Source organism: Chitinophaga jiangningensis (assembly GCF_900142605.1).
GTDB lineage: Bacteria > Bacteroidota > Bacteroidia > Chitinophagales > Chitinophagaceae > Chitinophaga > Chitinophaga jiangningensis.
On sequence record NZ_FRBL01000005.1, the window covers coordinates 524,537 to 547,230 of the forward strand.

General features: G+C 47.2%; 20 protein-coding genes. 13 read left to right on the forward strand and 7 right to left on the reverse strand.

Annotation, left to right across the window (positions count from 1 at the left end; genetic code table 11):
• Nucleotides 1-25 precede the first annotated feature (25 nt).
• Nucleotides 26-2,923 (forward strand): TonB-dependent receptor, encoded by a 2,898-nt coding sequence (locus BUB18_RS15050; RefSeq protein ID WP_083550042.1) that lies wholly within the window; start codon nucleotides 26-28, stop codon nucleotides 2,921-2,923.
• A gap of 67 nt (nucleotides 2,924-2,990) precedes the next feature.
• On the opposite strand, the gene BUB18_RS15055 is transcribed toward BUB18_RS15050, so the two are convergent.
• A complete protein-coding gene (locus BUB18_RS15055) occupies nucleotides 2,991-3,281 on the reverse strand; it encodes a hypothetical protein (protein WP_073082508.1) in 291 nt (96 codons plus the stop codon).
• Between the two features lie 161 nt (nucleotides 3,282-3,442).
• On the opposite strand from BUB18_RS15055, the gene BUB18_RS15060 reads away from it, so the two are divergent.
• Both BUB18_RS15060 and BUB18_RS15065 read left to right on the forward strand, forming a co-directional pair.
• Nucleotides 3,443-4,339 carry a hydroxypyruvate isomerase family protein gene (locus BUB18_RS15060; RefSeq protein WP_073082510.1) on the forward strand — a complete coding sequence of 299 codons (897 nt, stop codon included), beginning with the start codon at nucleotides 3,443-3,445 and terminating at the stop codon, nucleotides 4,337-4,339.
• A gap of 138 nt (nucleotides 4,340-4,477) precedes the next feature.
• Nucleotides 4,478-5,932, forward strand: a complete 1,455-nt coding sequence (locus BUB18_RS15065; RefSeq protein WP_073082512.1) for an amino acid permease — start codon at nucleotides 4,478-4,480, stop codon at nucleotides 5,930-5,932.
• On the opposite strand, the gene BUB18_RS15070 is transcribed toward BUB18_RS15065, so the two are convergent.
• The 3 genes from BUB18_RS15070 to mqnC form a co-directional block, all read right to left on the reverse strand.
• Nucleotides 5,926-6,468 (reverse strand): GNAT family N-acetyltransferase, encoded by a 543-nt coding sequence (locus BUB18_RS15070; RefSeq protein WP_073082514.1) that lies wholly within the window; start codon nucleotides 6,466-6,468, stop codon nucleotides 5,926-5,928. The genes BUB18_RS15065 and BUB18_RS15070 overlap by 7 nt on opposite strands.
• Before the next feature lie 89 nt (nucleotides 6,469-6,557).
• Nucleotides 6,558-7,181: a hypothetical protein gene (locus BUB18_RS15075; protein ID WP_073082516.1), complete on the reverse strand. Its 624-nt coding sequence runs from the start codon at nucleotides 7,179-7,181 to the stop codon at nucleotides 6,558-6,560.
• A 235-nt stretch (nucleotides 7,182-7,416) separates the two neighbouring features.
• Nucleotides 7,417-8,541, reverse strand: coding sequence for a cyclic dehypoxanthinyl futalosine synthase (mqnC, locus tag BUB18_RS15080; RefSeq protein WP_073082518.1), 1,125 nt, complete (start codon nucleotides 8,539-8,541; stop codon nucleotides 7,417-7,419).
• Nucleotides 8,542-8,713: 172 nt separating this feature from the next.
• Here mqnC and BUB18_RS15085 point away from each other — a divergent pair, with 172 nt between their 5' ends.
• The 6 genes from BUB18_RS15085 (at nucleotide 8,714) to BUB18_RS15110 (ending at nucleotide 14,411) form a co-directional block, all read left to right on the forward strand.
• Complete coding sequence (locus BUB18_RS15085; RefSeq protein ID WP_073082520.1) at nucleotides 8,714-9,961, forward strand: aspartyl protease family protein; 1,248 nt, start codon at nucleotides 8,714-8,716, stop codon at nucleotides 9,959-9,961.
• Between the two features lie 13 nt (nucleotides 9,962-9,974).
• Nucleotides 9,975-10,901 (forward strand): retropepsin-like aspartic protease, encoded by a 927-nt coding sequence (locus BUB18_RS15090; protein WP_073082522.1) that lies wholly within the window; start codon nucleotides 9,975-9,977, stop codon nucleotides 10,899-10,901.
• Between the two features lie 134 nt (nucleotides 10,902-11,035).
• Nucleotides 11,036-12,202, forward strand: coding sequence for a M16 family metallopeptidase (locus tag BUB18_RS15095; protein WP_394333097.1), 1,167 nt, complete (start codon nucleotides 11,036-11,038; stop codon nucleotides 12,200-12,202).
• Nucleotides 12,203-12,243: 41 nt separating this feature from the next.
• Nucleotides 12,244-13,524 carry a M16 family metallopeptidase gene (locus BUB18_RS15100; protein WP_073082525.1) on the forward strand — a complete coding sequence of 427 codons (1,281 nt, stop codon included), beginning with the start codon at nucleotides 12,244-12,246 and terminating at the stop codon, nucleotides 13,522-13,524.
• 12 nt (nucleotides 13,525-13,536) lie between these two features.
• On the forward strand, nucleotides 13,537-13,932 hold the full coding sequence (locus BUB18_RS15105) for a lysozyme inhibitor LprI family protein (RefSeq protein WP_073082528.1): 396 nt from the start codon (nucleotides 13,537-13,539) through the stop codon (nucleotides 13,930-13,932).
• 65 nt (nucleotides 13,933-13,997) lie between these two features.
• Nucleotides 13,998-14,411, forward strand: a complete 414-nt coding sequence (locus BUB18_RS15110) for a lysozyme inhibitor LprI family protein (protein ID WP_073082530.1) — start codon at nucleotides 13,998-14,000, stop codon at nucleotides 14,409-14,411.
• Nucleotides 14,412-14,484: 73 nt separating this feature from the next.
• Here BUB18_RS15110 and BUB18_RS15115 read toward each other — a convergent pair whose 3' ends face one another.
• A complete protein-coding gene (locus tag BUB18_RS15115; protein ID WP_073082532.1) occupies nucleotides 14,485-15,624 on the reverse strand; it encodes a formimidoylglutamase in 1,140 nt (379 codons plus the stop codon).
• A gap of 118 nt (nucleotides 15,625-15,742) precedes the next feature.
• The gene (locus BUB18_RS15120; protein ID WP_073082534.1) at nucleotides 15,743-15,991 is read right to left on the reverse strand and encodes a hypothetical protein; all 249 of its coding nucleotides are present in this window, start codon (nucleotides 15,989-15,991) and stop codon (nucleotides 15,743-15,745) included.
• 336 nt (nucleotides 15,992-16,327) lie between these two features.
• Between BUB18_RS15120 and BUB18_RS15125 the strand changes: the two genes are divergently transcribed.
• On the forward strand, nucleotides 16,328-17,422 hold the full coding sequence (locus BUB18_RS15125) for a glycosyltransferase (RefSeq protein ID WP_073082537.1): 1,095 nt from the start codon (nucleotides 16,328-16,330) through the stop codon (nucleotides 17,420-17,422).
• A 76-nt stretch (nucleotides 17,423-17,498) separates the two neighbouring features.
• Here the strand turns inward: BUB18_RS15125 and BUB18_RS15130 are convergent, their stop codons facing one another.
• Entirely contained in the window at nucleotides 17,499-17,828 is a 330-nt protein-coding gene (locus BUB18_RS15130) for an arsenate reductase family protein (RefSeq protein WP_073082539.1), read from the reverse strand.
• A gap of 114 nt (nucleotides 17,829-17,942) precedes the next feature.
• Here BUB18_RS15130 and polA point away from each other — a divergent pair, with 114 nt between their 5' ends.
• The 3 genes from polA to BUB18_RS15145 all read left to right on the forward strand — a co-directional run bounded on the left by polA (nucleotide 17,943) and on the right by BUB18_RS15145 (nucleotide 22,685).
• Nucleotides 17,943-20,762, forward strand: a complete 2,820-nt coding sequence (polA, locus tag BUB18_RS15135; RefSeq protein WP_073082541.1) for a DNA polymerase I — start codon at nucleotides 17,943-17,945, stop codon at nucleotides 20,760-20,762.
• A gap of 133 nt (nucleotides 20,763-20,895) precedes the next feature.
• Nucleotides 20,896-21,441, forward strand: a complete 546-nt coding sequence (locus tag BUB18_RS15140; protein ID WP_178372145.1) for a GNAT family N-acetyltransferase — start codon at nucleotides 20,896-20,898, stop codon at nucleotides 21,439-21,441.
• A 98-nt stretch (nucleotides 21,442-21,539) separates the two neighbouring features.
• The gene (locus BUB18_RS15145; RefSeq protein ID WP_073082544.1) at nucleotides 21,540-22,685 is read left to right on the forward strand and encodes a C1 family peptidase; all 1,146 of its coding nucleotides are present in this window, start codon (nucleotides 21,540-21,542) and stop codon (nucleotides 22,683-22,685) included.
• The last annotated feature ends 9 nt before the right edge of the window (nucleotides 22,686-22,694 follow it).

The following is a 22,694-nucleotide window of genomic DNA, read 5'->3' on the forward strand; positions in this document are numbered from 1 at the left end:
TTCCAACTTTCCTGTTATTCACTATATGAAGAAAATTCTAAGAATCTTGCTGGTATTGAGTTTGGGCGTTTTAAGCGCCCAGGCTCAGTCGTCACAAGGAAAGATTAAAGGCCAACTAACCGACCAGACAACCAAAGAAGCGTTGCCCGCTGCCACTGTCGTTCTATTGCATTCTAAAGACTCCTCCGTAGCCAATACCGCTGTTTCAGATGATAAAGGTAACTTTGAGTTCAGCGGCATCCCTGATGGTTCCTATCGCCTCTTCCTTAGCTTTATGGGCTATAAATCCGTTTATAAACCCATCAACATTACCCCTGAAAATAAAGTCATTGCCCTTGGCAACCTTGCCATGGAACATACCGGCGTGGATCTGAAAGGCGTAGAAATCCTCGAAGAAAAGCCCCCCATCGTTATTAAAAAAGATACCCTGGAATTCAATGCAGACGCTTTCAAAACGCGCGAAAACGCAGTAGTGGAAGACCTCCTGAAGAAATTACCCGGCGTCACAGTAGATAAAGACGGCGGTATTACCGCACAGGGTCAAACCGTTACCAAAGTGCTGGTAGATGGTAAACCTTTCTTTGGCAGCGATCCTAAACTCGCTACCAAAAACCTGCCCGCCAACATCATCGATAAAGTTCAGGTGATCGATAAAAAGTCCGACCAGGCTGAGTTCACCCAAATCGATGACGGACAAACAGAAAAAGCGATTAACATCGTTATCAAAAAAGATAAACGTAAAGGCGTATTTGGCCGCGGAACCGCAGGCTATGGTACTGACAGCCGGTACGGCCTTACTGCCAACGTAAACCGCTTCCGCGAAAACCAGCAAATGTCCATACTCGGTGGCGGCAACAACGTAAATAACCTCGGATTCAGCCCCATGGGCCAGATGAGCTTTGGTCGCGGCGGCGGTGGCGGAATGCGAATCAGCGGTGGCGGCCGCGGTGGTGGCGGTGGCTTCGGTGGTGGCGGTAGCACCAGCGTGCCGGCAGGCATCACCAGCAACTGGAATGCCGGCGTAAACTTTAACCAAACCTATACAGACAAACTTACACTGAATGGCAGCTACTTCTTCAATGATAATAAAGTAAACGTGCTGCAAAGCACCACCCAGCAAAATATTCAGCCCAGTTATTCCAACTACCAGTACACTAACAGCGCCTCTAATACAGAAAACGCAAACAACCGCTTCAACGTACGGCTGGAATACAATATCGACTCATTCCATTCCATCGTGTTTACGCCTACGTACTCGCTGACGAATGCCAACAGCACCTCTTTCAACGACTACACTACTCTGGCAAGCAACAATAAAGACACTATCAACAGTGGTATCACCAGAAATGATGGCCAGGGCAACACCTCCACCTTTGGTGGGCAACTCCTGTACCGCCAGCGGTTTAAAAAGAAAGGTCGCGCATTCAGCATCAACCTGGGCTATAACGATAACACTAACGACCAGATATCTACGGTTATTTCCAATACCGTATTCTATAACAACGGCACCCGCAGGGATTCCGCATATAACCAGCGTAATACCAACAATAGCAACAGCCGTAACATGTCATTAAAGGCCACCTATTCGGAGCCTTTGTTCAAGGATAACTTCCTGGAAGTAAACTATGGTATCACCCATTACAAAAGCAATGCAGAACGCTTTACATATGATTACGATGCAAACAAAGATGAATACAACCATCGCAATGACTCGCTGAGTAACATCTTTGATAACAGCACCATCAACCAAAGTACGGGACTGGCTATACGAACAGTAAAACTCAAATATGACTACAGCATTGGTCTGGATGTAGTATTTAATCATCTCGATAACAATACCTACTCCTTCAGGACAAAAAGAGATAGTACCATTACACAACGTACAGTCAACTTTGCACCGAATGCGTATTTCAACTATACCTTCTCCAAAAACAAACGACTGAAAATAAACTATAGCGGTCAAACCACTCAGCCTACCGTTCAACAGCTGCAACCGGTGCCGGATAACAGTGATGCGTTGTACATTCAGCAGGGTAACCCCAACCTGAAACCAGCGTACAACAACAACATCAGCGTTAACTATAACACCTTTAACTTCCAGAACTTCACCGGCATGTTTGTGCAGATGAACTCCAATTTCGGAAGTAACAAAATCATCAATGCTAACAGGTATGATTCCGTAACCGGTAAAACCATCAGTACACCTGTAAACGTAAATGGATACTATACCATCGGGGCAAGTATGCACAACTCCATACCGTTGTCCAAAACGCCTGGCCAGAACCTGAATACCGGCACCAACATCTCCTATAACAAGGATGTGTCGTTTAACGATATGCAGAAAAACTTCAGCAACAACATTAACCTGTCACAAAACGCCAGCGTTAACTACATGTATAAAGAGTGGCTGGACCTGTCCGCAGGTGGTAGCATTTCGTATAACATTATCCGTTATTCTCTCACTAAATCCTCTAATGCAAACTACCTCAACTATACGCTTAACGGTGACGTGAATGTTACACTGCCACTGGGTTTCATGGTAGGTTCAGATATCAATTATATCATGAGCACAGGGTTATCTGACGGTAACAATATCGGATCAACACTGTGGAATGCGAACGTAGCCAAATACTTCCTCCCTAAGAAACAGTTGCTGGTTAAGCTACAGGGCTTTGACCTGCTGCGCCAGTATGCGTCAGTATCCCGCTCCGTAACGGATAACTTTATCAGGGACACCCGGTCCAATGTATTACAGCAATACTTTATGCTGAGCGTAACCTACTTCCTGAACAGGTTTGGCGGGTCCAATAATCGTAATGGTAACGACAAACAGCGCCAAATGGAAAGAGGCATGGAACGTAACATGCGCATGTTCCAGGGCCCCGGAGGAATGGGCGGTGGCCGCCCTGGTGGCCGATTCTGATCAGGTATTTCCAATATTAAAAAGCAAGGCCGTTTCGCATGAAACGGCCTTGCTTTTTAATGCAGTTTTACCTGGAAACCACACTACTTCGGTGCTGCGCAACAAATATGCGCCTGATCACCCACGATAATGTGAATGTAGGGATGAAGTCTGTTCCCGGAAAAAGCTCTTCTATAAAGGTAAACATACTGCCAAAGGAACCTAAGGTGCCGCCGAAGAGGCGGTAGAAAATAATGGCAGCTACCGGGGCCCAAACAATATCGGCGACTTCGCCTAAAACGGGGACTGCATAACTGGCGCATCCCAGGAGATCCAGCGCCACGCAAATCCATAATTTGGGGGTATACTTTTTATCCATATTCAACCTCCGCTTTTCAATACATAAACAAATAACTTACCAGAAATGGTAACCTTCCACAAAGGTACAGTTTTAGTCAGTTTCAGCATTACAGTTCGTATATACGTAGTTGCATTTACGATTTATTTCCATTATTTTTAATCGTATTTTAAACACTTATTATGCCACAAAATAACTCACGCCGCGATATGATAAAGAAAGTAGCCACCATGGCGGTTGCTTCCACTATTATCCCATCATTGGCCAACAGAGTATCGGCACATGAAAACGTTATGGAAGAAAAACTGAAAGGAAAAATCAACCACTCCGTTTGCCAATGGTGCTATAACGACATCTCACTGGATGAACTCTGCCAGGCTGCCAAACAAATAGGAATTACCTCCATCGACCTGGTAAATCCCAAAGACTTTGATGTGCTGAAAAAACATGGCCTCACCTGCGCCATGGTAGCCAGCAACGGACCGGAATGGGGCATTACCCGCGGTTTCAACAACCCCGAGTACCACGAAAAACTGGAAGCCTATTTCAAAGAATACATCGACGCTACCGCCAAAGCAGGCTTTAAAAACCTGATCTGCTTTTCCGGTAACCGCAACGGCCTTTCCGACCAAAAAGGCATCGAAAACTGCACCAAAGGCCTCAAACGCATCATCGGTTACGCGGAAAAGAAAAACGTAACCCTGGTGATGGAGCTGCTTAACAGTAAGGTGAACCACCCTGATTATCAGTGCGACCACACCGCATGGGGCGTTGCACTCTGCAAATCCCTCGGTTCCGAAAACTTCAAGCTGCTGTACGACATCTACCATATGCAGATCATGGAAGGGGATGTAATCCGCAATATCCAGGATCATCACCAATACATCGCCCATTATCATACCGGCGGTGTTCCTGGTCGCAATGAAATCGACGAAACTCAGGAACTATACTATCCGGCCATCATGAAAGCCATCTACGAAACCGGCTTTACCGGCTACGTAGCCCAGGAATTCATTCCTAAACACACCGATAAGCTGGCATCACTCAAAAATGCCGTACATATCTGTGATATCGGCTAACCCACGTAACAATTACATCTCTTTAAATACCAATAACATCCGTTTGAACCACGCTGCTCAAACGGATGTTTATTTTGTTTGTTATGTACGGCCCCTTACCTTTGCCGCCAATTAGTCCACAAATCAAGTAGGGTAATAATGAAACAGTACTATAAAAAGCCGCTGGCATGGCTGCTGGCAGAATCGGAAGATGACAGCGCCAAAACGCTGAAACGCACGCTCAACGCCTTTCAGCTCACCATGCTGGGGCTGGGTGTGATCATTGGCGCCGGCCTGTTTTCCCTCACCGGTATTGCTGCTGCCAACCACGCAGGGCCCGCGGTAACATTGTCGTTTGTAGTGGCAGCCATCGGCTGTGCCTTTGCAGGACTGTGTTACGCTGAATTTGCCTCCATGATTCCGGTGGCCGGATCGGCTTACACCTACGCCTATACGACCATGGGAGAGCTTTTTGCCTGGATCATCGGTTGGGACCTCGTACTGGAATTTTCCGTAGGTGCGGCCACGGTGTCCATCAGCTGGTCCAACTACCTGGTGAAATTCCTGGACAACTACGGCATCTACCTCCCCGAACGGTGGCTGCACTCCCCCTTCGAAACATTTGTGGCACATAATGGCGAAAAATTATCCGGTATCATGAACCTTCCCGCCGCACTGGTTGTGGTGCTTATGTCGCTCATCCTGATCCGGGGCACCAAAGGCTCCGCCATCTGGAATGCGATTGTTGTATCCCTGAAAGTAGGTGTAGTACTGGTTTTCATCGCCCTGGGATGGAATTACATCAACCCCGCCAACCACGTGCCTTATATCCCGGCAAATACGGGTCACTTTGGCGATTTCGGGGTGTCGGGAATATTCAGAGGGGCTGGCATCGTATTTTTCGTTTTCCTGGGCTTCGACATCATCAGTACTGCGGCGCAGGAAACTAAAAACCCACGCAGAAACATGCCCATAGGGATTCTTGGATCTCTCGCCATATGTACTGTACTCTTTATTTTGTTTGCCCATGTAATGACCGGGTTGGCACCTTATAAGGAGTTTAAGGACAGCGGTGCACCGGTGGCTATCGCCATCGCACACACGCCGTACACCTGGCTTGGGCAGGCAATCCTGCTCGCCATCATTGTAGGTTACACCTCCGTGATACTGGTGGATCTGCTAGGCCAGAGCCGCGTGTTTTATGCCATGTCCAAAGACGGCCTGCTGCCGAAGATTTTCTCCGACATCCACCCGCGTTATCGCACACCGTGGAAATCCAATATTCTCTTCTGTGTTTTTATCAGTGTATTTGCAGCCTTTGTGCCCTTAAAAGTAGTAGGGGAGATGACAAGCATAGGTACGCTACTAGCATTCGTAATGGTATGTGCCGGCGTATGGATTATGCGTTATACCATGCCGGACGCACCGCGTGCCTTCCGCACCCCGCTGGTGCCGCTGGTGCCAATTCTGGGTATTATTTCCTGCATGGCTATGATGGTGTCGTTACCACTGGATACCTGGCTGCGCCTCGTTATCTGGATGGCAATAGGCATGGCTATTTACTATGCTTACGGGAAAAAAAGAAGTCGTGTACGCGCTACGTTGAATCAATAAGGCCAGTCTTCCCGAAGGATGCCCATCACCACCATGTCCACAAACTGACCATGGAGTTTGGCGCTGGAGCGCAGCACGCCTTCCCTGCAGAAGCCGAGTTTAATCGGAATCTGGCCACTGCGTTCGTTTTGCATGACGAACCGTATTTCTATTTTATTGAGATGTAATTGCTTAAATGCGAAGCTTACCACGGCCCTTGTAGCATTGGTGGCTATGCCTTTACCCTGGAAGGCGGTACCCAGCCAGTAACCTATTTCAGCAATATGGAGCTGCTGATCCCAGCTGTGGATGTCGATTACACCACAAAACTCCCCTCTGTACCAGATGCCAAAAGCTACCGCTTCCTGCTCTTCCGCTTTGCGCTGCATCATTTCTATGAATCGCAGGCTGTGCTCTTCTTTGGTGTTGTAATCTACCCAGGGTAAGTATTTTCTGAGGTGTTTGCGGGAGATGTCCAGCTGCTGATAGAGTGCAGGTGCATCCTGTGACTGTAATTGTCTCAGGTATATTTCATCGTTAACTGGTATCTCTATCATAGCGGGAAAGGAATAAAGGGGGCTAACTTACAAAAAAAAGCGGGAACAGACTGGTTCTGTTCCCGCTTTTTTGCACGTGCACAAATTTCTTAGTTGTTGGCCAGCAGCTGTTGTTTAGCCATATCTCTCACTACCTGTTGTGCATAAAGCACAGCCATCCTTTCAGTGGTAGGCGGATCGAATGACCTGGATTGAACAGAATACAACATTTGTCCGCTCTGCAAATCGTAAAGATTACCTTCCCACTGGTATTTGGTATTTACAGCGACATAGCCAGGGGCATACATCCTGTTGTACCAGGAGTAGTAAGGCCAGAAACCATAGTAACCGTAAGGGGAATACATGGTGCCCGGAACAAATTGTCTCTCTTTACCTTTTTCCAGCATTACAATGGTGAGTACCTGGTTGGCGCCGCTGCTCTTCAGCTTGTTCACCACCTGTTTTTCACCCAGTTTACCAAATCCCTGCGGGCCGTATTCCTGGAATGCAGAAACCGCGTTATATCCTTTCTTTCTCAACTCTGATACCGTATAGCTTTCCATCTGGCTGCGGAGTGTGCGGTCTTTTTCAGGTACCAGGGCAATCACCATCACCTTCTGGTCTTTCTGAATTTTTTGTGCATCATTCGCTCTCCAGGAAGAAGTAACTTTTGTGCTTGTACAAGCCGTTGCAAAAATGGCAATGGCAGCGATCATTAAACCCAGCTTTTTCATATACCCTCCTTTGATTTAGTATGTGTGTACCTGTTAGACGGAGAAGGGGCTGTTTTGTAACATCTGAGGATAGGATTTAACAATATTTTTAGGGTTGTTAATGTATTGCTAATGAACAATTTATTTGATTGTTTTTTGTTGCCTGCCGGCAAAACGAACGAGGGGCAGACCGTTGGTCTGCCCCTCGTTCGTTTTATCACTCTCGCCGAAGGCGAGAGTGATAAAACGATATCTACTAGTAATTAATTACCTGTTCTTCAATGCTTGCAGGAATATCCCTGAACTGGTACAGTTGTGTACGCAGCTGCGGTTCAAAACCAGCTTCGCGGATCGCATCCTGCATGGATTTGTAGGTGAAGCGGTGTGGCGCACCGGCAGCACTTACCACGTTTTCCTCGATCATGATAGAGCCAAAATCGTTGGCACCGGCGTGCAGGCAAAGCTGCGCCACCTGCTTACCCACGGTGAGCCAGGATGCCTGGATGTTTTTCACATTCGGCAGCATGATGCGGCTCATGGCTATCATTCGGATATATTCTTCGGAAGTAGTCATGTTATGTACACCGCGGATACGTGCCAGCAGCGTATCTACGTCCTGGAAGGTCCATGGGATGAAGGCCGTGAAGCCATAGTGCCCTTCAGGTTTTTCACTTTGTACCTGACGGATGTCTACCAGGTGCTCGAAGCGCTCCAGCACTGTTTCTACGTGGCCAAACATCATGGTGGCAGAAGAAGCAATGTTCAGTTTATGCGCTGCACGCATTACATCCAGCCATTCCTGTGCACCACACTTACCTTTGGAGATCAGGCGGCGTACACGGTCGTTCAGGATTTCAGCACCCGCGCCCGGAAGGCTGTCCATACCCGCTTCCTGCAGTGCTTTCAGCACTTCGATGTGGGTACTTTTTTCCAGCTTGGTGATATGTGCTACCTCGGGTGGTCCGAGGGTGTGCAAACGTAAAGTAGGATAGAGCTGTTTCAGTTGCTTAAACAGGTCCACGTAAAAACTGAGTCCCAGTTCGGGGTGATGGCCACCCTGTAACAGCAGCTGATCGCCACCATATTTCAGGGTTTCATCAATCTTGCGCTTATACTCTTCTATACCGGTAATATAGGCTTCCGGGTGACCTGGAATACGGTAAAAATTACAAAACTTGCAGTTGGCAGTACATACGTTGGTAGTATTTACGTTTCTGTCTATCTGCCAGGTTACTTTACCATGCGGCACCTGTATCTTGCGCAGCTCGTTGGCGATCTGCATCAGCTCTGCCAACGGCGCATTTTCAAACATGAAGACCCCTTCCTCGGCTGTCAGGAATTCAAATTGTTGCGCCTTCTTGTATAAATCCTGTAGTTCCATTGTGCTTTCCTTAAAAGTTGACGGCTAAACCGAAACAAAGGTAGTGTAATTGCATATATCTAATGCGATTGATTGCACAAGTAATTATAATACCGTCCGTAATAAAAATATTTTATACGAAAGCATTTAAACGTTAAATTTATATAAATACGATACCTACATCGCCCCCATCATGTTTAAGCTAATTCTGTTCAGCATTAACCTGTTCCTCGGAACATTATTTTGCCAGCAAGCCACCGCCACCACGTTATATGCTGACAACGAGCATACTTTATTTACCGAAGCCGATACCTCCAGTAATGCTGTACTGATCACCCGCTTCAAATTCAAGCAGTATTATGGCGGCGTCGTGATCATACAGGCCGTGCTAAAAGGCTACCCTGATACGCTTCAGTTTATTCTCGACACCGGCAGCGCCGGCATCTCCCTGGATACTGCCACCTGTGTGCGACTAGGATTGCAGCTGGTACCCTCCGATAAGGTCGTGAAAGGCCTGGCGGGCGCCAAACAGGTGTCCTTCGCAGAAAATAAATCATTGATATTACCCGGGCTGGTAGTGGATAGTCTCGATTTCCACGTCAACGATTATGAGCTGATCAGCCAGGTGTACGGCTTGCAGGTGGATGGGATTATCGGGTATAGCCTTTTAAGCAGATATATAGTGACGGTGGATTACGATAAAGAGGAAATCGGCATCTATTCCAAAGGAAAATACAATTATCCACGTGGCGGCATGCTGCTAAAACCCAGCCTGACGCAGATCCCCCTGGTATATGCCCCGGTGAAAAACGGGCGCACCAGTACCAGCAACCGCTTTTTCTTTGACACCGGCGCCGGTATGTGCCTGCTGCTCTCCAACCAGTTTGTGAAAGACAGTAACCTGCTGGCCGATAAAAAGCGCAGGGCTAAAGTGATCGAAACCGAAGCCCAGGGCCTCGGGGGCAGGATGACCATGTCTCTCACCACCATCCAGGAATTTCGTATAGGCAACTACAGCTTCCGCAATGTGCCCACCTATCTGTTCGACGATACGTACAATGTAACCTCGTACCCTTACCTGGGCGGCATGATAGGCAACGACCTGCTGCGGCGCTTCAACCTTACGCTCAACTACGCCAAAAAAGAAATATATCTCTTACCCAATACCCACTACAGGGATATATTTGACTACTCCTATACCGGGCTAATCATCTACCTGATCAACGGACAGGTGGAGGTGACCGACATCATCAAAGGTTCTCCCGCTGAAAAAGCCGGGTTCCAGAAAGGCGATGTGATCCTCGGTATCAACAATAATATGGGTAATAATCTCCAGCTCTTTCGCGAACTGCTGAAAGCCATTGGCACCCGGGCATTTATATTAATCAGGAGAGATAATGAGCTGGCAGTGAAAAAATTACCAATAAAAAGTATTCTTTAACGTTATTTGTGGCATGTGGCGACTCTTTTGGACATTATTTGCGATAGCCGCTGCCTGTACCCAAGTAAGCGCGCAACGCAAAAACAACACAACGGCGGAACCTGACAATACCAAACCTGCAGCGGTCATCCCCTTCAGGCTGGTGAATAACCATATCGTATTCCCTGTTACCGTATCCGGTAGCACCGACACCCTGCAGTTTATCTTCGACAGTGGCGCGGAAATTACGGTGATGAATACACGTACCGCAGAAAAAATGAAATTGAACAGCGGCCGTCAGGCTTTCATGAGTGGGGTAAACAACGGCATGATACAGGTGCCGGTGGTTACCATCAATGCACTATATATCAAGGAATTAAGGATGCCATTTGTGACGGCGTACCTGGAAGACCTCCGTGATATGGGCAACGAAACCACACAGATCGACGGCGTGATTGGCGTGGCGCTCATGAAGGCGTATATCGTTAAAATTGATTACCGCAACAAACAACTCGCACTCTACCCCAACGGTAAAACGAAAGTAAATACCGCAGGGCAGCTGCTGCACTTTACCCTTAACTTCACCACACCTGTAATAGACGCTGTAATCCGGCTCCCGAACGGCGCTACGCTGATGGGAAAATACCATGTTACCACCGGGGGCGACTACGGCGTACTCTTTAACTGGCCTTATGTGGAAAAGTATAAACTGAACACCCTGCTGCCCACCATTAACACCGACAAGGTGCAGGATATGGTGAAAGTGCTGTACTATATCAACAGCAGCGTTAGTGAGCTGCAAATGGCCGGTAAAAAGCTGAATAATGTGCCCGTCAGCTACTGCAAGGATGTGGATGATGTAGGCGCATTCGTGGAAATCGCAGGCGCCATCGGCTTTTCCGTATGGAAGCAGTTTACTATCACCATCAATTACAACAAGAAAGAATTGTTTATTGAGTAGCGTTGACGCATCGTTGACGAGAAGAGATTATCTTTACTAATATCCACAACATCAATTGGCTTATGACTCATTATAATAAATTTACTTTAGCGAACGGGCTCCGGGTAATTGTGCACGAGGACCATACAACTCCCATGGCTGTCCTGAACGTGTTGTATGACGTAGGAGCAAGAGATGAGAACCCCGAACAAACAGGCTTTGCGCACCTTTTCGAGCACCTGATGTTTGGCGGATCTGTCAACATTCCTGAGTACGACGAACCGCTGCAAATGGCCGGCGGTGAAAACAATGCTTATACTACGAGCGATCTCACCAACTACTATATCACCCTGCCGGCAGAAAATATCGAAACAGCCTTCTGGCTGGAGAGCGACCGCATGCTGAGTCTTGCATTCGGTGAAAAAAGCCTGGACGTGCAGCGGAAAGTAGTATCGGAAGAATTCAAGGAACATTACATCAACAAACCTTACGGCGATGTATGGCATAAAATGAGAGCGCTGGCATATTCCACGCATCCTTACCGCTGGATGACCATCGGTAAAGAATTATCGCATATCGAAAATGCGAAGCTGGAAGATGTAAAGGCTTTCTTTTTTAAATTCTACCGCCCGGTAAATGCGATCCTTTCAGTAGGAGGGAACGTTACGCTGGAACAGGTGAAAGCCCTTGCTGAGAAATGGTTTGGTGACATTCCTTCCGGCGAAAAATATACCCGTAACCTGCCGGTGGAACCTGAGCAAACGGAAGCGCATAAACTGGAAGTAAAAGCCAATGTGCCGCTGGATGCGATCTACAAGTGTTATCATATGCAGCCCAGGTCTGACAAGCGCTATTACGCGGCGGATCTGCTCTCTGATATCCTCAGTAGTGGCGGCTCTTCCCGCTTACACCAGGTTTTGGTTAAGGAGAAGAAATTGTTTTCCAATATAGAGTGCTACCATTTTGGTAGTCTCGACGCAGGACTACTCACCATAGAAGGCAAGCTCGTAAAGGGCGTGAAAATGAAGGACGCCGAAAAAGCAATCCAGCTGGAACTGGAGAAACTGCAAAATGAAATCATCCCGGAAAGAGAACTGCAGAAAGTTAAAAACAGGGTGGAAAGCCTGCTCGCGTTTGAGGACATGAGTCTGCTCAACAGGGCCACCAACCTGGCTTTCTACGAACTGCTGGGGGATGCCGGCCTGATGAACAAAGAATTCAGCAATTATGAAAGAGTGACTGCTGAAGAGCTTCATCAGGAAGCCAAACTGCTGTTTGACGAAAAGAACTCCAACACCATATACTATTACGCCGAAAACTAGCACTGATAAGTATCTCAGGCAACGGCCCAAAAATTCAAACGATGAACAGAAGTATTCCTCCTGCCATAAAAGATGCTGTGGAGTTTGATCTGAAGCTCAAACCATACGAAAAATTTACTCTCGATAACGGTATACCCGTGTATGTTGTAAAGTCCGATGAACAGGAGACTTTACAGCTGGAGCTGGTATTCCCTGCGGGCACCTGGTACGAAAACCAGAGTATGCTGGCCCTGGCAACCAACTTCCTCATGAAAACCGGTACCAGCAAGCATACAGCCCTCGAAATCAATGAAAGCATCGAGTATTACGGCGCTTATCTGAACCGTAATACCTTCCACGAAAATGCCACCTACACCCTGCATTGCCTTACCAAACACTTTGGCGAGCTGCTGCCGGTACTGTCAGAGGTGATTTTAGACCCGGTTTTCCGCGAAGAAGAGCTCAGCGTATATGCACAGAACCAGAAGCAGAAACTGGCTGTAAACCTCCAGAAATGCGATTTTGTGGCTAACCGCTACATTGATCAGTACCTGTTTGGTGAATTCCACCCTTATGGCCGCGTGAGCACCATGATGGGCTACGATGCGCTGCAAACAGAAGCACTGGAAGGCTTCTACAAAAAGCACTACACTTACAACAACTGTAAAATATTTGTAGCCGGCAACCTCCCGGAAAACATGATCCCATTGCTGAACCAGTTTCTTGGCAGCAGCAAATGGAACGGGGAGTCGCATTTACAGCGACTAGACCTGCCCATTCAGCCTGCTGAAGAGAAGAAGTTCAGAATCTTCAATGATGAAAATGGGGTACAGGGTGCAGTGCGCGTAGCGCGTCCTTTCCCGAACCGCTACCATCCTGATTTCCCTAAAATGCTGGTGCTGAATACCATATTGGGTGGTTATTTCGGCTCACGTTTGATGAGTAATATCAGGGAAGAAAAGGGCTACACCTACGGTATTTACTCGCAACTCTATAACTTCCGCCAGGTGAGCGCAATCAACATCCAGACCGAAGCCGGCAGGGATGTATGCGAGTCCACCATTGAGGAGATTTATAAAGAGCTGCAAACCTTGCAGAATGTGGCAGTTCCACAGGAAGAACTGGACCTGGTACGCAACTACATGATCGGCTCTATCCTGGGCGATCTGGATGGGGCGTTCCAGATTATTCAGCGCTGGAAAAACCTCATTCTCAATGATCTGGACGAAAATTATTTCTACAATAACATTCAAACGATCAAAACCATTACAGCAGATGAGCTGCAGCATGTTGCCAAACAATATTTCACGCCTGCTGACTTCTTTGAGCTGGTGGTTATCTAATTGCTACCCTTCATGAAATATTTCATCATCTGCCTGTTGCTGTTCGCTGCCACCAGCAAAGGCTTTGCACAGTCACAGGCAGAGATGAATAAAAAAGCAACGGAGGCTTACCGCCAGGCCGACAAAGAGCTGAATGATATTTACCAGGCTATTCAGAAGGAATATGCCGCTAATAAGAAGTTCCTCGAAAATCTCCGTGATGCCCAGCGGCTGTGGGTACAATTCAGAGATGCCCAGCTGAAGGCCATGTTCCCGGAAGCGGCCAAAAATTATGGCAGCATGTTTCCGGTGTGCAAATCCAACTATCTCACCCTGCTTACTACCCAGCGAATAGAGTCATTACGGGTATGGCTAAACGGACTTCCTGCCGGGGAAACCTGCACGGGGTCGATAGGAGTGAAGCAGTAGTCCTCACGAATTATCTTAATTTCATATATATTTCGTAGTTTCGCCGCATATTATCCACTATCCCTATGCGACACCTACTTGCTATCCTTGCCATCTTTGGCAGTATAACGGCTTATGCGCAACAGCATAAGGACCCCGTTGACATTATCGAAGAGCGCTACCAGCGCTGCCTTGCCCAAAGCTCCAACATGTATAACTGTGCCACCATTTACTACCAGGCGATAGACAGCGCTTTATCGGCCACTATTCAGCATTTATACAGCCATCTCAGCGCAGGTTCCGTGAATAAGTTACAATCGGATCAGATAGCCTGGGAAGAAAAAAAGGAGGCCTATTTCAAGAAGATAGATGAACGTGTGGAAAAGCTGCATAAAAGCACCATGCAGGGGTTGGACGATGACATGATTTCTACGGATAATAAAGCCGCATTTTTGAAGGACAGATTGCTGGAATTATATAGAGAATATCCACTTGGCTAAGCGGTTTTCCGACCGACTTCGTCGGTCGGAAAACCGTTTTATTGATGGGCCTTCGGCCCATCAATAAAACGGACTAAAACCGCTCCTGGTGCCTTAACCAGCGCTCTGGAATCTCATTATTACTCGCCAGCAGATAGTCGTTATACGCACACGGCACAAACTCTCTATCCGGCAGCTGCATCCACCAGCGTCCTGTTTTCTTGCTCTTCAGGAAAACGGTGTCAATATCGGAGAAGGCTATATGAAATTCCCAGAAGGCATCCCGGTGTTCCAGCAATGCTTCTTTATTTTTTACGGCTCTGCCATCCATAAAATACCAGATCATTTGAGATATCTGCCGGGCGGTAAGGTTTTCCTTATCTTTTTCCGCGCGATAGCCATAAATGCCGAAGCTGGTAAGGCGGCTGCTCATGCCGGCGTAGCGTGCGAGCAAACAGCCTTCTTCTCCGCTGAAACCGTTAGGAGAGAGGTGATTGGCCGGCGCGTCGGTATGGCGGATGATGTTGATGTCAAGACTAAAAAGATCAGAATGCCGTAGTACAGGCTCAGCTTCTTCCATGTTTTCACGGATACGGCCCAGTCGGTAGCAGTCGAACCGAAGTTTATCCAGCGTTTCTAACATCCTCGGATGTACGAAATAGCTCTGAAAGCCGAGGTGGTTATAATGGCGGAGATAGTTCGGCTGTTCGGTGAGGATATCCATGAGAAAGCGTTCGCTGCGAATGGTCGAATCTTCTTTCAGATCGATGAGCGCATCTGCCACGGTAGCTTCTATAATCAGTTGTTGGGAAGCGTATGCCTTGTATTGCGCATAGGTAAGATCGTGGGAGCCTCCCAGGATAATGACCGTTTTATTGGCCTGTATCAGGTCGCCCACTACGGCTTTCATAGCCGCATAGGCATCTGCCAGGAAAGCGCCGGAGCGCAGGTTGCCCACATCAGCGAGTTTAATATCACGATGCCAGTTGTACAGCCGGTATAACTCACGACGGATCATGTCCGGCCCGTTGGTACCGGTTTTCCCCGAATCACTGCCTCTCTCTTCTCCCACACCCAGCAGAATGATATCTGCGCTGTCAATATCAGGAATATGGTTCGCCTGATAGGCGTCAATGATGCCACCCACCTGGAATGCATCGTATTCCTGGTCGTCATTAAGATAGTCTTTGGAAATAGGATTCAAAAAATCCTGAAGGTGCGAAAAATCAGCCATCAGTTTATAGGAATTAATGATGGCAAACGTACAACAAGAATTTTAATTAAAACTCAAAGCAAAACACTAAAAGTATGGGCATAAAATGCACAGACACAATGTACAGTGTTGGCAACAATCAGTTCTTGTGTATAATGAATTCGAAAGGTTTGTGAGCCTTACGGGAGATGGCTTTTTCCAGCACAGTTCTCTTATTGGTTACTTTGCTCCTGTTACAGTTGGCTACTTCCATTACGGCACAGAGATAATCCATCGTTTCGATGAGCGTCAGCATTTCACTGATCTGTCTAACGGCAGATTGAATTTGCTGCTCAGTGTACCTATCTTCGTGTAGCAGGATCAGTAAATCTCTATCTACAGGTTTCATGAAAAAAATTTGAAATTCCCCGAAAATATTGTTTGGTCAGGTATTCATGGGATAACCCAAAAGATAAGGCTAATCGTTGCCGTTTTGATCAGAACGTGGGTATTAATGCATTCTTTTTTTGTTCATGGTGGGACAACCGCAATCATTTTTCTTAAACACCTTGCAACTCTCCATCGCCAAACTTCCACAAAGAAGAATAATTACCACCCATTTTATCTTATTCATACTGTTGATTATATGCTTAATCTAAATTGTTTATTCCTAGCTCAGACTTTACCTTTTCTTAACAATGCCCTTTTGTAATTTAAGCTAAATTCGCAAAAAAAATCCAAATATTTGTCCACAAACCTCACTCCTAAAAAAATTCTTGTAGTTCCCCTGGATTGGGGCCTTGGACATGCCACCAGGGATATTCCCCTGATCCATGAAATGCTTAACGCAGGATGCCAAGTTTTTATTGCTGCAGAAGGCAAACATGCGGCACTTTTACAACAGGAATTTCCGGATATCACCATCTTTCCTTTGCCTGGATATCGCATCCAGTATGCGCAAAAAGGTAAATTCTTTGGCGTAAAGATCATACAGCAGATTCCGAAAATTATCGGTGCTATAAAGCATGAGCAGCGCTGGCTCAAAAAGATCGTACAGGAACACCAGATAGATGCCGTGATTTCCGACAATCGTTTCGGGTTATACCATGACTCAATTCCCACGGTATTCATTACCCACCAGCTGCTTATCAAGACACCTTTTGGTGGCTGGATTGAGCGTACGTTACAGCGTATCAACTACAGTTATATCCGCAGGTACAGCGCCTGTTGGATTCCTGATATTCAGGGAGATAATAACCTGTCCGGTGAACTGGCGCATCCTGCCACCCTCCCGGCTACAAAAACCACGTACCTGGGCTGTTTGAGCCGTTTTGAACCGCAGGAAAATGTGCAGAAAAAATATGATCTGCTGGTACTCATTTCCGGTCCGGAACCGCAACGCTCCAACCTGGAAAAAATGGTGCTTTCGCAGATCAAAGACCTGCACCTCACTGCGCTCATCGTAAGTGGAAAACCAGGCACCCCGAAACAGGTGGAAATCGCGCCAGGTGTAACACAGGTTAACCACCTGAACGCCACGGAGTTAAACAAGGCCATGCTGGCAGCTGATATGGTATTGAGCCGCTCCGGCTATACCACCCTGATGGACCTGGTGAAACTGGATAAAAAAGCGATACTGGTACCCACCCCCGGCCAGTCAGAACAGGTATACCTGGGCGAGTACCTTATGGAAAAAGGCTACTTCTATTCTCTCCCGCAAGAAAAATTTCAATTGAAAACCGCGTTGGAAGATGCTGCTAAATTTCCGTTTAAATCCTTCCAGCAGCAGGATATGACGCGGTATAAAGCCGTAGTACAGGACTTTATCAAATCATTATAGTTTATCGAAAAAGCTCCGGCCAAAGGCCGGAGCTTTTTCGAAATTAAGGGATCGCCGATCCCTTAATTTCGAATGGCTACAAATTCTTCACATCCGCCCCTATGTAAATCTTCCCATCTGCAATCGCAACCGGACGCTTCAGGAAAGAATACTCCTCCAATATCAAATCGTGATAATCTTTTTCTGTCAGCTCTTTTTCGTGAAGCCCCATTGGACGGTACTTCTGCGACCTGCGACTAAACAGCGCCTCATAGCTTCCTGCCAATTCCTTCATTTCTTTTAACTGGGCATCCGTAATTTTTTCCTTTTTTATATCTTGTAATACGAAGCCCCGGGCAGCAGCCTGAGTTTCTTCCAGGATCTTTTTACAAGTACCGCAGGTGGAAAGATGGTATATCTTTTTCATATCAGTTTTTTTCAGGTAACAAATGTAAATTTTCCGCTCAGATATTCTGTAAAGGGAATACTCACAGGCATCCCTTAATTTTGTACATTCAAATTAATTCTTGTAGGTTTAGCGATGCAAAAGAAATTATTTTTACTGGATGCCATGGCATTGATCTACAGGGCGTATTACGCCCTGATCAGAAATCCACGCATGACCAGCACCGGGCGTAACACCAATGCCCAGTTCGGATTCACTACAACATTACTGGATCTCATCAATAAAGAAAAGCCTACGCACCTGGCAGTGGCATTCGATACGCATGCCCCCACTGAACGTCATACTACCTTCACCGATTATAAAGCCAATCGCGAAGATGCGCCGGAAGACTTACTGGACGCGCTTCCTGATATCCGCCGCATCCTGCAGGGATTCAATATTCCACTGCTGGAAGTAGATGGCTATGAGGCGGATGACGTGATTGGCACTCTGGCCTGGCAGGCCGCTGATGCGGGTTACACCGTATACATGGTGACGCCGGATAAAGACTACGGTCAGCTGGTAAGGGATAACATCTACATCTACAAACCACCATACATGGGCAGTAAGGAAGAAATTATGGGCCCTAAGGAAGTATGTGATAAATGGCAGATAAAAGATGTATCTCAGGTAATCGACATCCTCGGTCTCATGGGCGACGCAGTTGATAACATCCCGGGCATTGCCGGCGTAGGAGAGAAAACAGCCATGAAGCTGCTGGCACAATTCGAAACGCTGGAAAACGTTTTGGAAAATGCAGACGCCATCGGCGGTAAAATGGCCGAAAAGATCAAGGCCGGCCGCGAAAACGCCCTGCTGTCCAAACAACTGGCCACTATCATCACCGATGTTCCGGTGACCTTCCACGAAGAAGATTTTTGCCTTAAAGAATATAACCGCGACGTGCTCGTGGAAATTTTTACTGAACTGGAATTTAAAACCCTCGGCAAACGTATACTGGGAGATTCTTTTGCAGCTTCCGGCGCAGCCGAGCCAGTGGCAAAACCTGGGGTAGTACAGGCCGACCTGTTCGGCAGCGTTACTGCCACCGAAGAAACCGCAGCACCCGCCACAGAAGAGGGCGGCGGCAGTTTCATCAACCCGGAAAAAAACATCAACAATACTCCTCATACTTACCACCTCACGGATACGGCCGAAAAACGCGCTGCACTGATCGCACAATTGCTCCAGCAGCAGCAACTTTCCTTTGATACAGAAACCACCGGGAAAGATCCGAATGAGGCCGACCTCGTAGGTATGAGCTTCGCCTTTAAAACCGGCGAAGCATACTACATCCCACTGCCAGCCGATAAAGCAGGCGTGATCAGCATCCTGGAAGAATTCAGACCTGTATTTGAAAACGAATCCATCACCTTCATTGGCCAAAACCTGAAGTATGATATGATCATGCTCAAATGGTACGGTTTTGCGCTGAAAGGCCCTGTGTTTGATACCATGCTGGCCCACTACCTGGTAGAACCCGAAGGCCGCCGCAGCATGGACTACCTCAGTGCACAATACCTCGGCTATGAACCTGTTTCCATTGAAACGCTGATCGGCAAAGGGAAAAACCAGCTGAGCATGCGCGACGTGGAAGTGGAAAAAGTAGCAAACTACGCGGCTGAAGATGCAGATGTTACCCTGCAGCTGAAAGAGGTGTTCCTCCCGATGCTGCCGGCAAAGGCAGTAGAAAAAGTATTTTACGAAGTGGAAAACCCGCTTACAAAAGTGCTTACTGATATGGAGTTTGAAGGCATCGCCATCGATACTAAAGCACTGGCCGACTACTCCGCTGAACTGGAAACAGAAATCAGAAGGGCAGAAGAGAGTGTATACGAACAGGCGGGTGTGCGCTTCAAGCTCGCCTCACCTAAACAGCTGGGTGAAGTGCTGTTTGAAAAATTACAACTCGACCCAAAAGCGAAAAAAACACGCACCGGACAATACGCTACCGGCGAAGACGTGCTCCAGAAGCTGTCTTCCAAGCACCAGATCGTGGAAGATATTCTCATTTTCCGCGAGCTGAGCAAACTGAAATCCACCTACGTAGATGCGTTACCGTTATTGCTGAATAAACGCACCAACCGCATCCACACTTCCTATAACCAGGCAGTGGCGGTAACTGGTCGTTTAAGCTCTAATAACCCCAACCTGCAGAACATTCCGATACGTACTGACCGTGGCCGCGAGATACGCAAGGCTTTCATTCCAAGGAATGAGGACTTTGTGTTGTTATCTGCCGACTACTCACAGATAGAACTGCGCATTATTGCCGCCATCAGCGGTGATGAGCAGATGATGGAAGCCTTCCGCAGCGGCACCGATATTCACGCTGCTACCGCTGCTAAAGTCTACAATGTACCTTTGGAAGAGGTGACCTCCGATATGCGCCGCAATGCGAAAAGCGTAAACTTCGGTATTATCTACGGCGTGAGCGCCTTCGGCTTATCTGAAAACCTGGGCATTCCACGCAGTGAAGCAAAAACGCTGATCGATAACTATTTCGCCCAGTACCCTTCCATCAAAAAATACATGGAAGACCAGGTGAAAACAGCTCAGAAAAAAGGCTATGTGGAAACGCTGCTGGGCCGCAAACGCTGGCTGAAGGACATCAACTCTTCCAACGCAGTAGTGAGAGGCTTCGCCGAACGAAATGCCATCAATATGCCCATACAAGGTACCGCAGCCGATATGATCAAGCTGGCTATGATAGCCGTTCACAAGGCATTTAAAGCCCATAACCTGCAATCAAAAATGATCCTGCAGGTGCATGACGAGTTGGTATTTGATGCGCACAAGTCGGAACTGGAGATTATTAAACCTATTATTTTGGATTGTATGCGTAACGCCCTGCCACTGGCCGTACCGGTGGAAGCCGAAATGGGAATCGGCAACAACTGGCTGGAAGCGCATTAATACTGTAATTCATTTTTTAAGGGGATAGGATGTTACTGTGTATCGCTTTATGCTGTACATTCTGTCCCCTTATTGCTTTTTAAATCCCAAAAACCTAATTTGTATATTCCCAAAGCATTTACTCGTTACCAACATGATTCTTACTAAGCACCTGCAATTGATGCCGTGCACACTACACCATTTTGAACTGTTCCTTCAGGGTAGTGATGTACTTGCGAGCCAACTGGATATTACTATAGCAGACAACTGGATAGAATATCCGGAAGTGATATTGGTTACTTACGACAAATTACGGAACGACCCAACGCTGCTGGGTTGGTTCTTTTATATGGTTATACTTAAAGACAGCAGGGAGCTGATAGGAGCCGGTGGCTTCAAAGGCAAGCCCAGCGCCGATGGTACGGTGGAAATAGCCTATGAGATCAGCCCCGACCATCGCGAAAAAGGTTACGGCACCGAAATGGCCCAGGCACTCCTCAATTTTGCCTTTGGTCACTCTTACGTTACCAACGTGATCGCACATACGGAAGAAGAATACAACGCCTCGGTTAAGATATTACAAAAAGTAGGCATGTCTTTCGTAGGAGCTATCAGGAACAAGGATAACGAAGAACTGTGGGAGTGGAAAATCACCCGCGAACAGTTCGAAAAAGCACAACAAGGGGTAGTAAATGCATAGCGGCTTCCCCGTCCGCTCATCAAACTTTTAGTCGGCAAAGAAGGCTGTTTCCCTTATATTTGGCCCTTTGTTACAAAAATTACAACGAATCTAACCACATGAAGAATTGGATGTTAGGCGCCGTAATGCTTTGCTCTACGGCTGCATTTGCACAAACCACCACCAACATACAGGGTAGCAAATTAGAGTTTACCACCATTAAAAACATGGATGCTTTTGATGTACAGAATCAGGGTCGTACCGGTACCTGCTGGTCGTTTTCCGGCATGTCCTTCCTGGAGTCTGAAGCACTGCGTGCCGGCAAAGGCAAAGGAGTAAACCTGAGCGAAATGTACGTAGTACGCAACATGTATCCGTTAAAAGCAGCTAACTACGTTCGCATGCACGGTAAAGCCAACTTCGGTGAAGGTGGCGGATTCCCTGATGATATCCTCTGCCTCCGCGAATTCGGTCTGGTGCCTCAGAGCGCATATGATGGCAACCGCCAGAAAACTTATAACCACGCAGAAATGGAAAGCCTGCTGGAAGGCCTGGTTACCAAAATCGGCGCTTCCAACGGTACCATCAACCCTGACTGGAAAAAAGCTTACGATGGTATCCTGAACGCTTACATGGGCGAGGCGCCATCCAAATTTGAATATAACGGCAAACAATACACGCCACAGTCCTTCGCAAAAGAACTGGGCCTGAATGCAGACGATTATATCTACATCTCTTCCTTCACCCACCACCCTTACAACTCCCAGTTTGTACTGGAAGTACCGGACAACTGGAACTGGGAAAAAGTCTACAACGTAAACCTGGCTGATTTCACCACCATCGCTGAAAACGCCCTCACCAACGGTTATACCATCGCATGGGCTGCCGATGTGAGCGAAAAAGGTTTCAACTTCAGAGATGGCCTGGCTATCGTCCCTGAAAAAGACTGGGCTGATATGTCTGCCGACGAAAAGAAAAACGCATTCCTGCAACCCATCCAGGAAAAAAATATCACCGCCGAAGTACGTCAGGAAGCTTTCGATAACTTCGAAACGCAGGACGACCACGGTATGCATATCGTAGGACTGGTAAAAGATCAGACAGGTAAAAAATACTTCCGTGTGAAAAACTCATGGGGTACTGACAATTTCGGTCAGGGTTATTTCTATGCTTCCCTGCCTTACTTCCAGTACAAAACTACCTGCTACATGGTTAACAAAAAGGCACTGCCTGCAGATATTGCAAAGAAGCTGGGAATTAAATAAGGTCCTTAT

Bases quoted from the DNA above. Each gene is read 5' to 3' on its own strand.
- BUB18_RS15050 (WP_083550042.1), top strand. From the start codon at position 26: ATGAAGAAAATTCTAAGAATCTTGCTGGTATTGAGTTTGGGCGTTTTA.
- BUB18_RS15055 (WP_073082508.1), bottom strand. From the start codon at position 3,281: ATGGATAAAAAGTATACCCCCAAATTATGGATTTGCGTGGCGCTGGAT.
- BUB18_RS15060 (WP_073082510.1), top strand. From the start codon at position 3,443: ATGCCACAAAATAACTCACGCCGCGATATGATAAAGAAAGTAGCCACC.
- BUB18_RS15065 (WP_073082512.1), top strand. From the start codon at position 4,478: ATGAAACAGTACTATAAAAAGCCGCTGGCATGGCTGCTGGCAGAATCG.
- BUB18_RS15070 (WP_073082514.1), bottom strand. From the start codon at position 6,468: ATGATAGAGATACCAGTTAACGATGAAATATACCTGAGACAATTACAG.
- BUB18_RS15075 (WP_073082516.1), bottom strand. From the start codon at position 7,181: ATGAAAAAGCTGGGTTTAATGATCGCTGCCATTGCCATTTTTGCAACG.
- mqnC (WP_073082518.1), bottom strand. From the start codon at position 8,541: ATGGAACTACAGGATTTATACAAGAAGGCGCAACAATTTGAATTCCTG.
- BUB18_RS15085 (WP_073082520.1), top strand. From the start codon at position 8,714: ATGTTTAAGCTAATTCTGTTCAGCATTAACCTGTTCCTCGGAACATTA.
- BUB18_RS15090 (WP_073082522.1), top strand. From the start codon at position 9,975: ATGTGGCGACTCTTTTGGACATTATTTGCGATAGCCGCTGCCTGTACC.
- BUB18_RS15095 (WP_394333097.1), top strand. From the start codon at position 11,036: ATGGCTGTCCTGAACGTGTTGTATGACGTAGGAGCAAGAGATGAGAAC.
- BUB18_RS15100 (WP_073082525.1), top strand. From the start codon at position 12,244: ATGAACAGAAGTATTCCTCCTGCCATAAAAGATGCTGTGGAGTTTGAT.
- BUB18_RS15105 (WP_073082528.1), top strand. From the start codon at position 13,537: ATGAAATATTTCATCATCTGCCTGTTGCTGTTCGCTGCCACCAGCAAA.
- BUB18_RS15110 (WP_073082530.1), top strand. From the start codon at position 13,998: ATGCGACACCTACTTGCTATCCTTGCCATCTTTGGCAGTATAACGGCT.
- BUB18_RS15115 (WP_073082532.1), bottom strand. From the start codon at position 15,624: ATGGCTGATTTTTCGCACCTTCAGGATTTTTTGAATCCTATTTCCAAA.
- BUB18_RS15120 (WP_073082534.1), bottom strand. From the start codon at position 15,991: ATGAAACCTGTAGATAGAGATTTACTGATCCTGCTACACGAAGATAGG.
- BUB18_RS15130 (WP_073082539.1), bottom strand. From the start codon at position 17,828: ATGAAAAAGATATACCATCTTTCCACCTGCGGTACTTGTAAAAAGATC.
- polA (WP_073082541.1), top strand. From the start codon at position 17,943: ATGCAAAAGAAATTATTTTTACTGGATGCCATGGCATTGATCTACAGG.
- BUB18_RS15140 (WP_178372145.1), top strand. From the start codon at position 20,896: ATGATTCTTACTAAGCACCTGCAATTGATGCCGTGCACACTACACCAT.
- BUB18_RS15145 (WP_073082544.1), top strand. From the start codon at position 21,540: ATGAAGAATTGGATGTTAGGCGCCGTAATGCTTTGCTCTACGGCTGCA.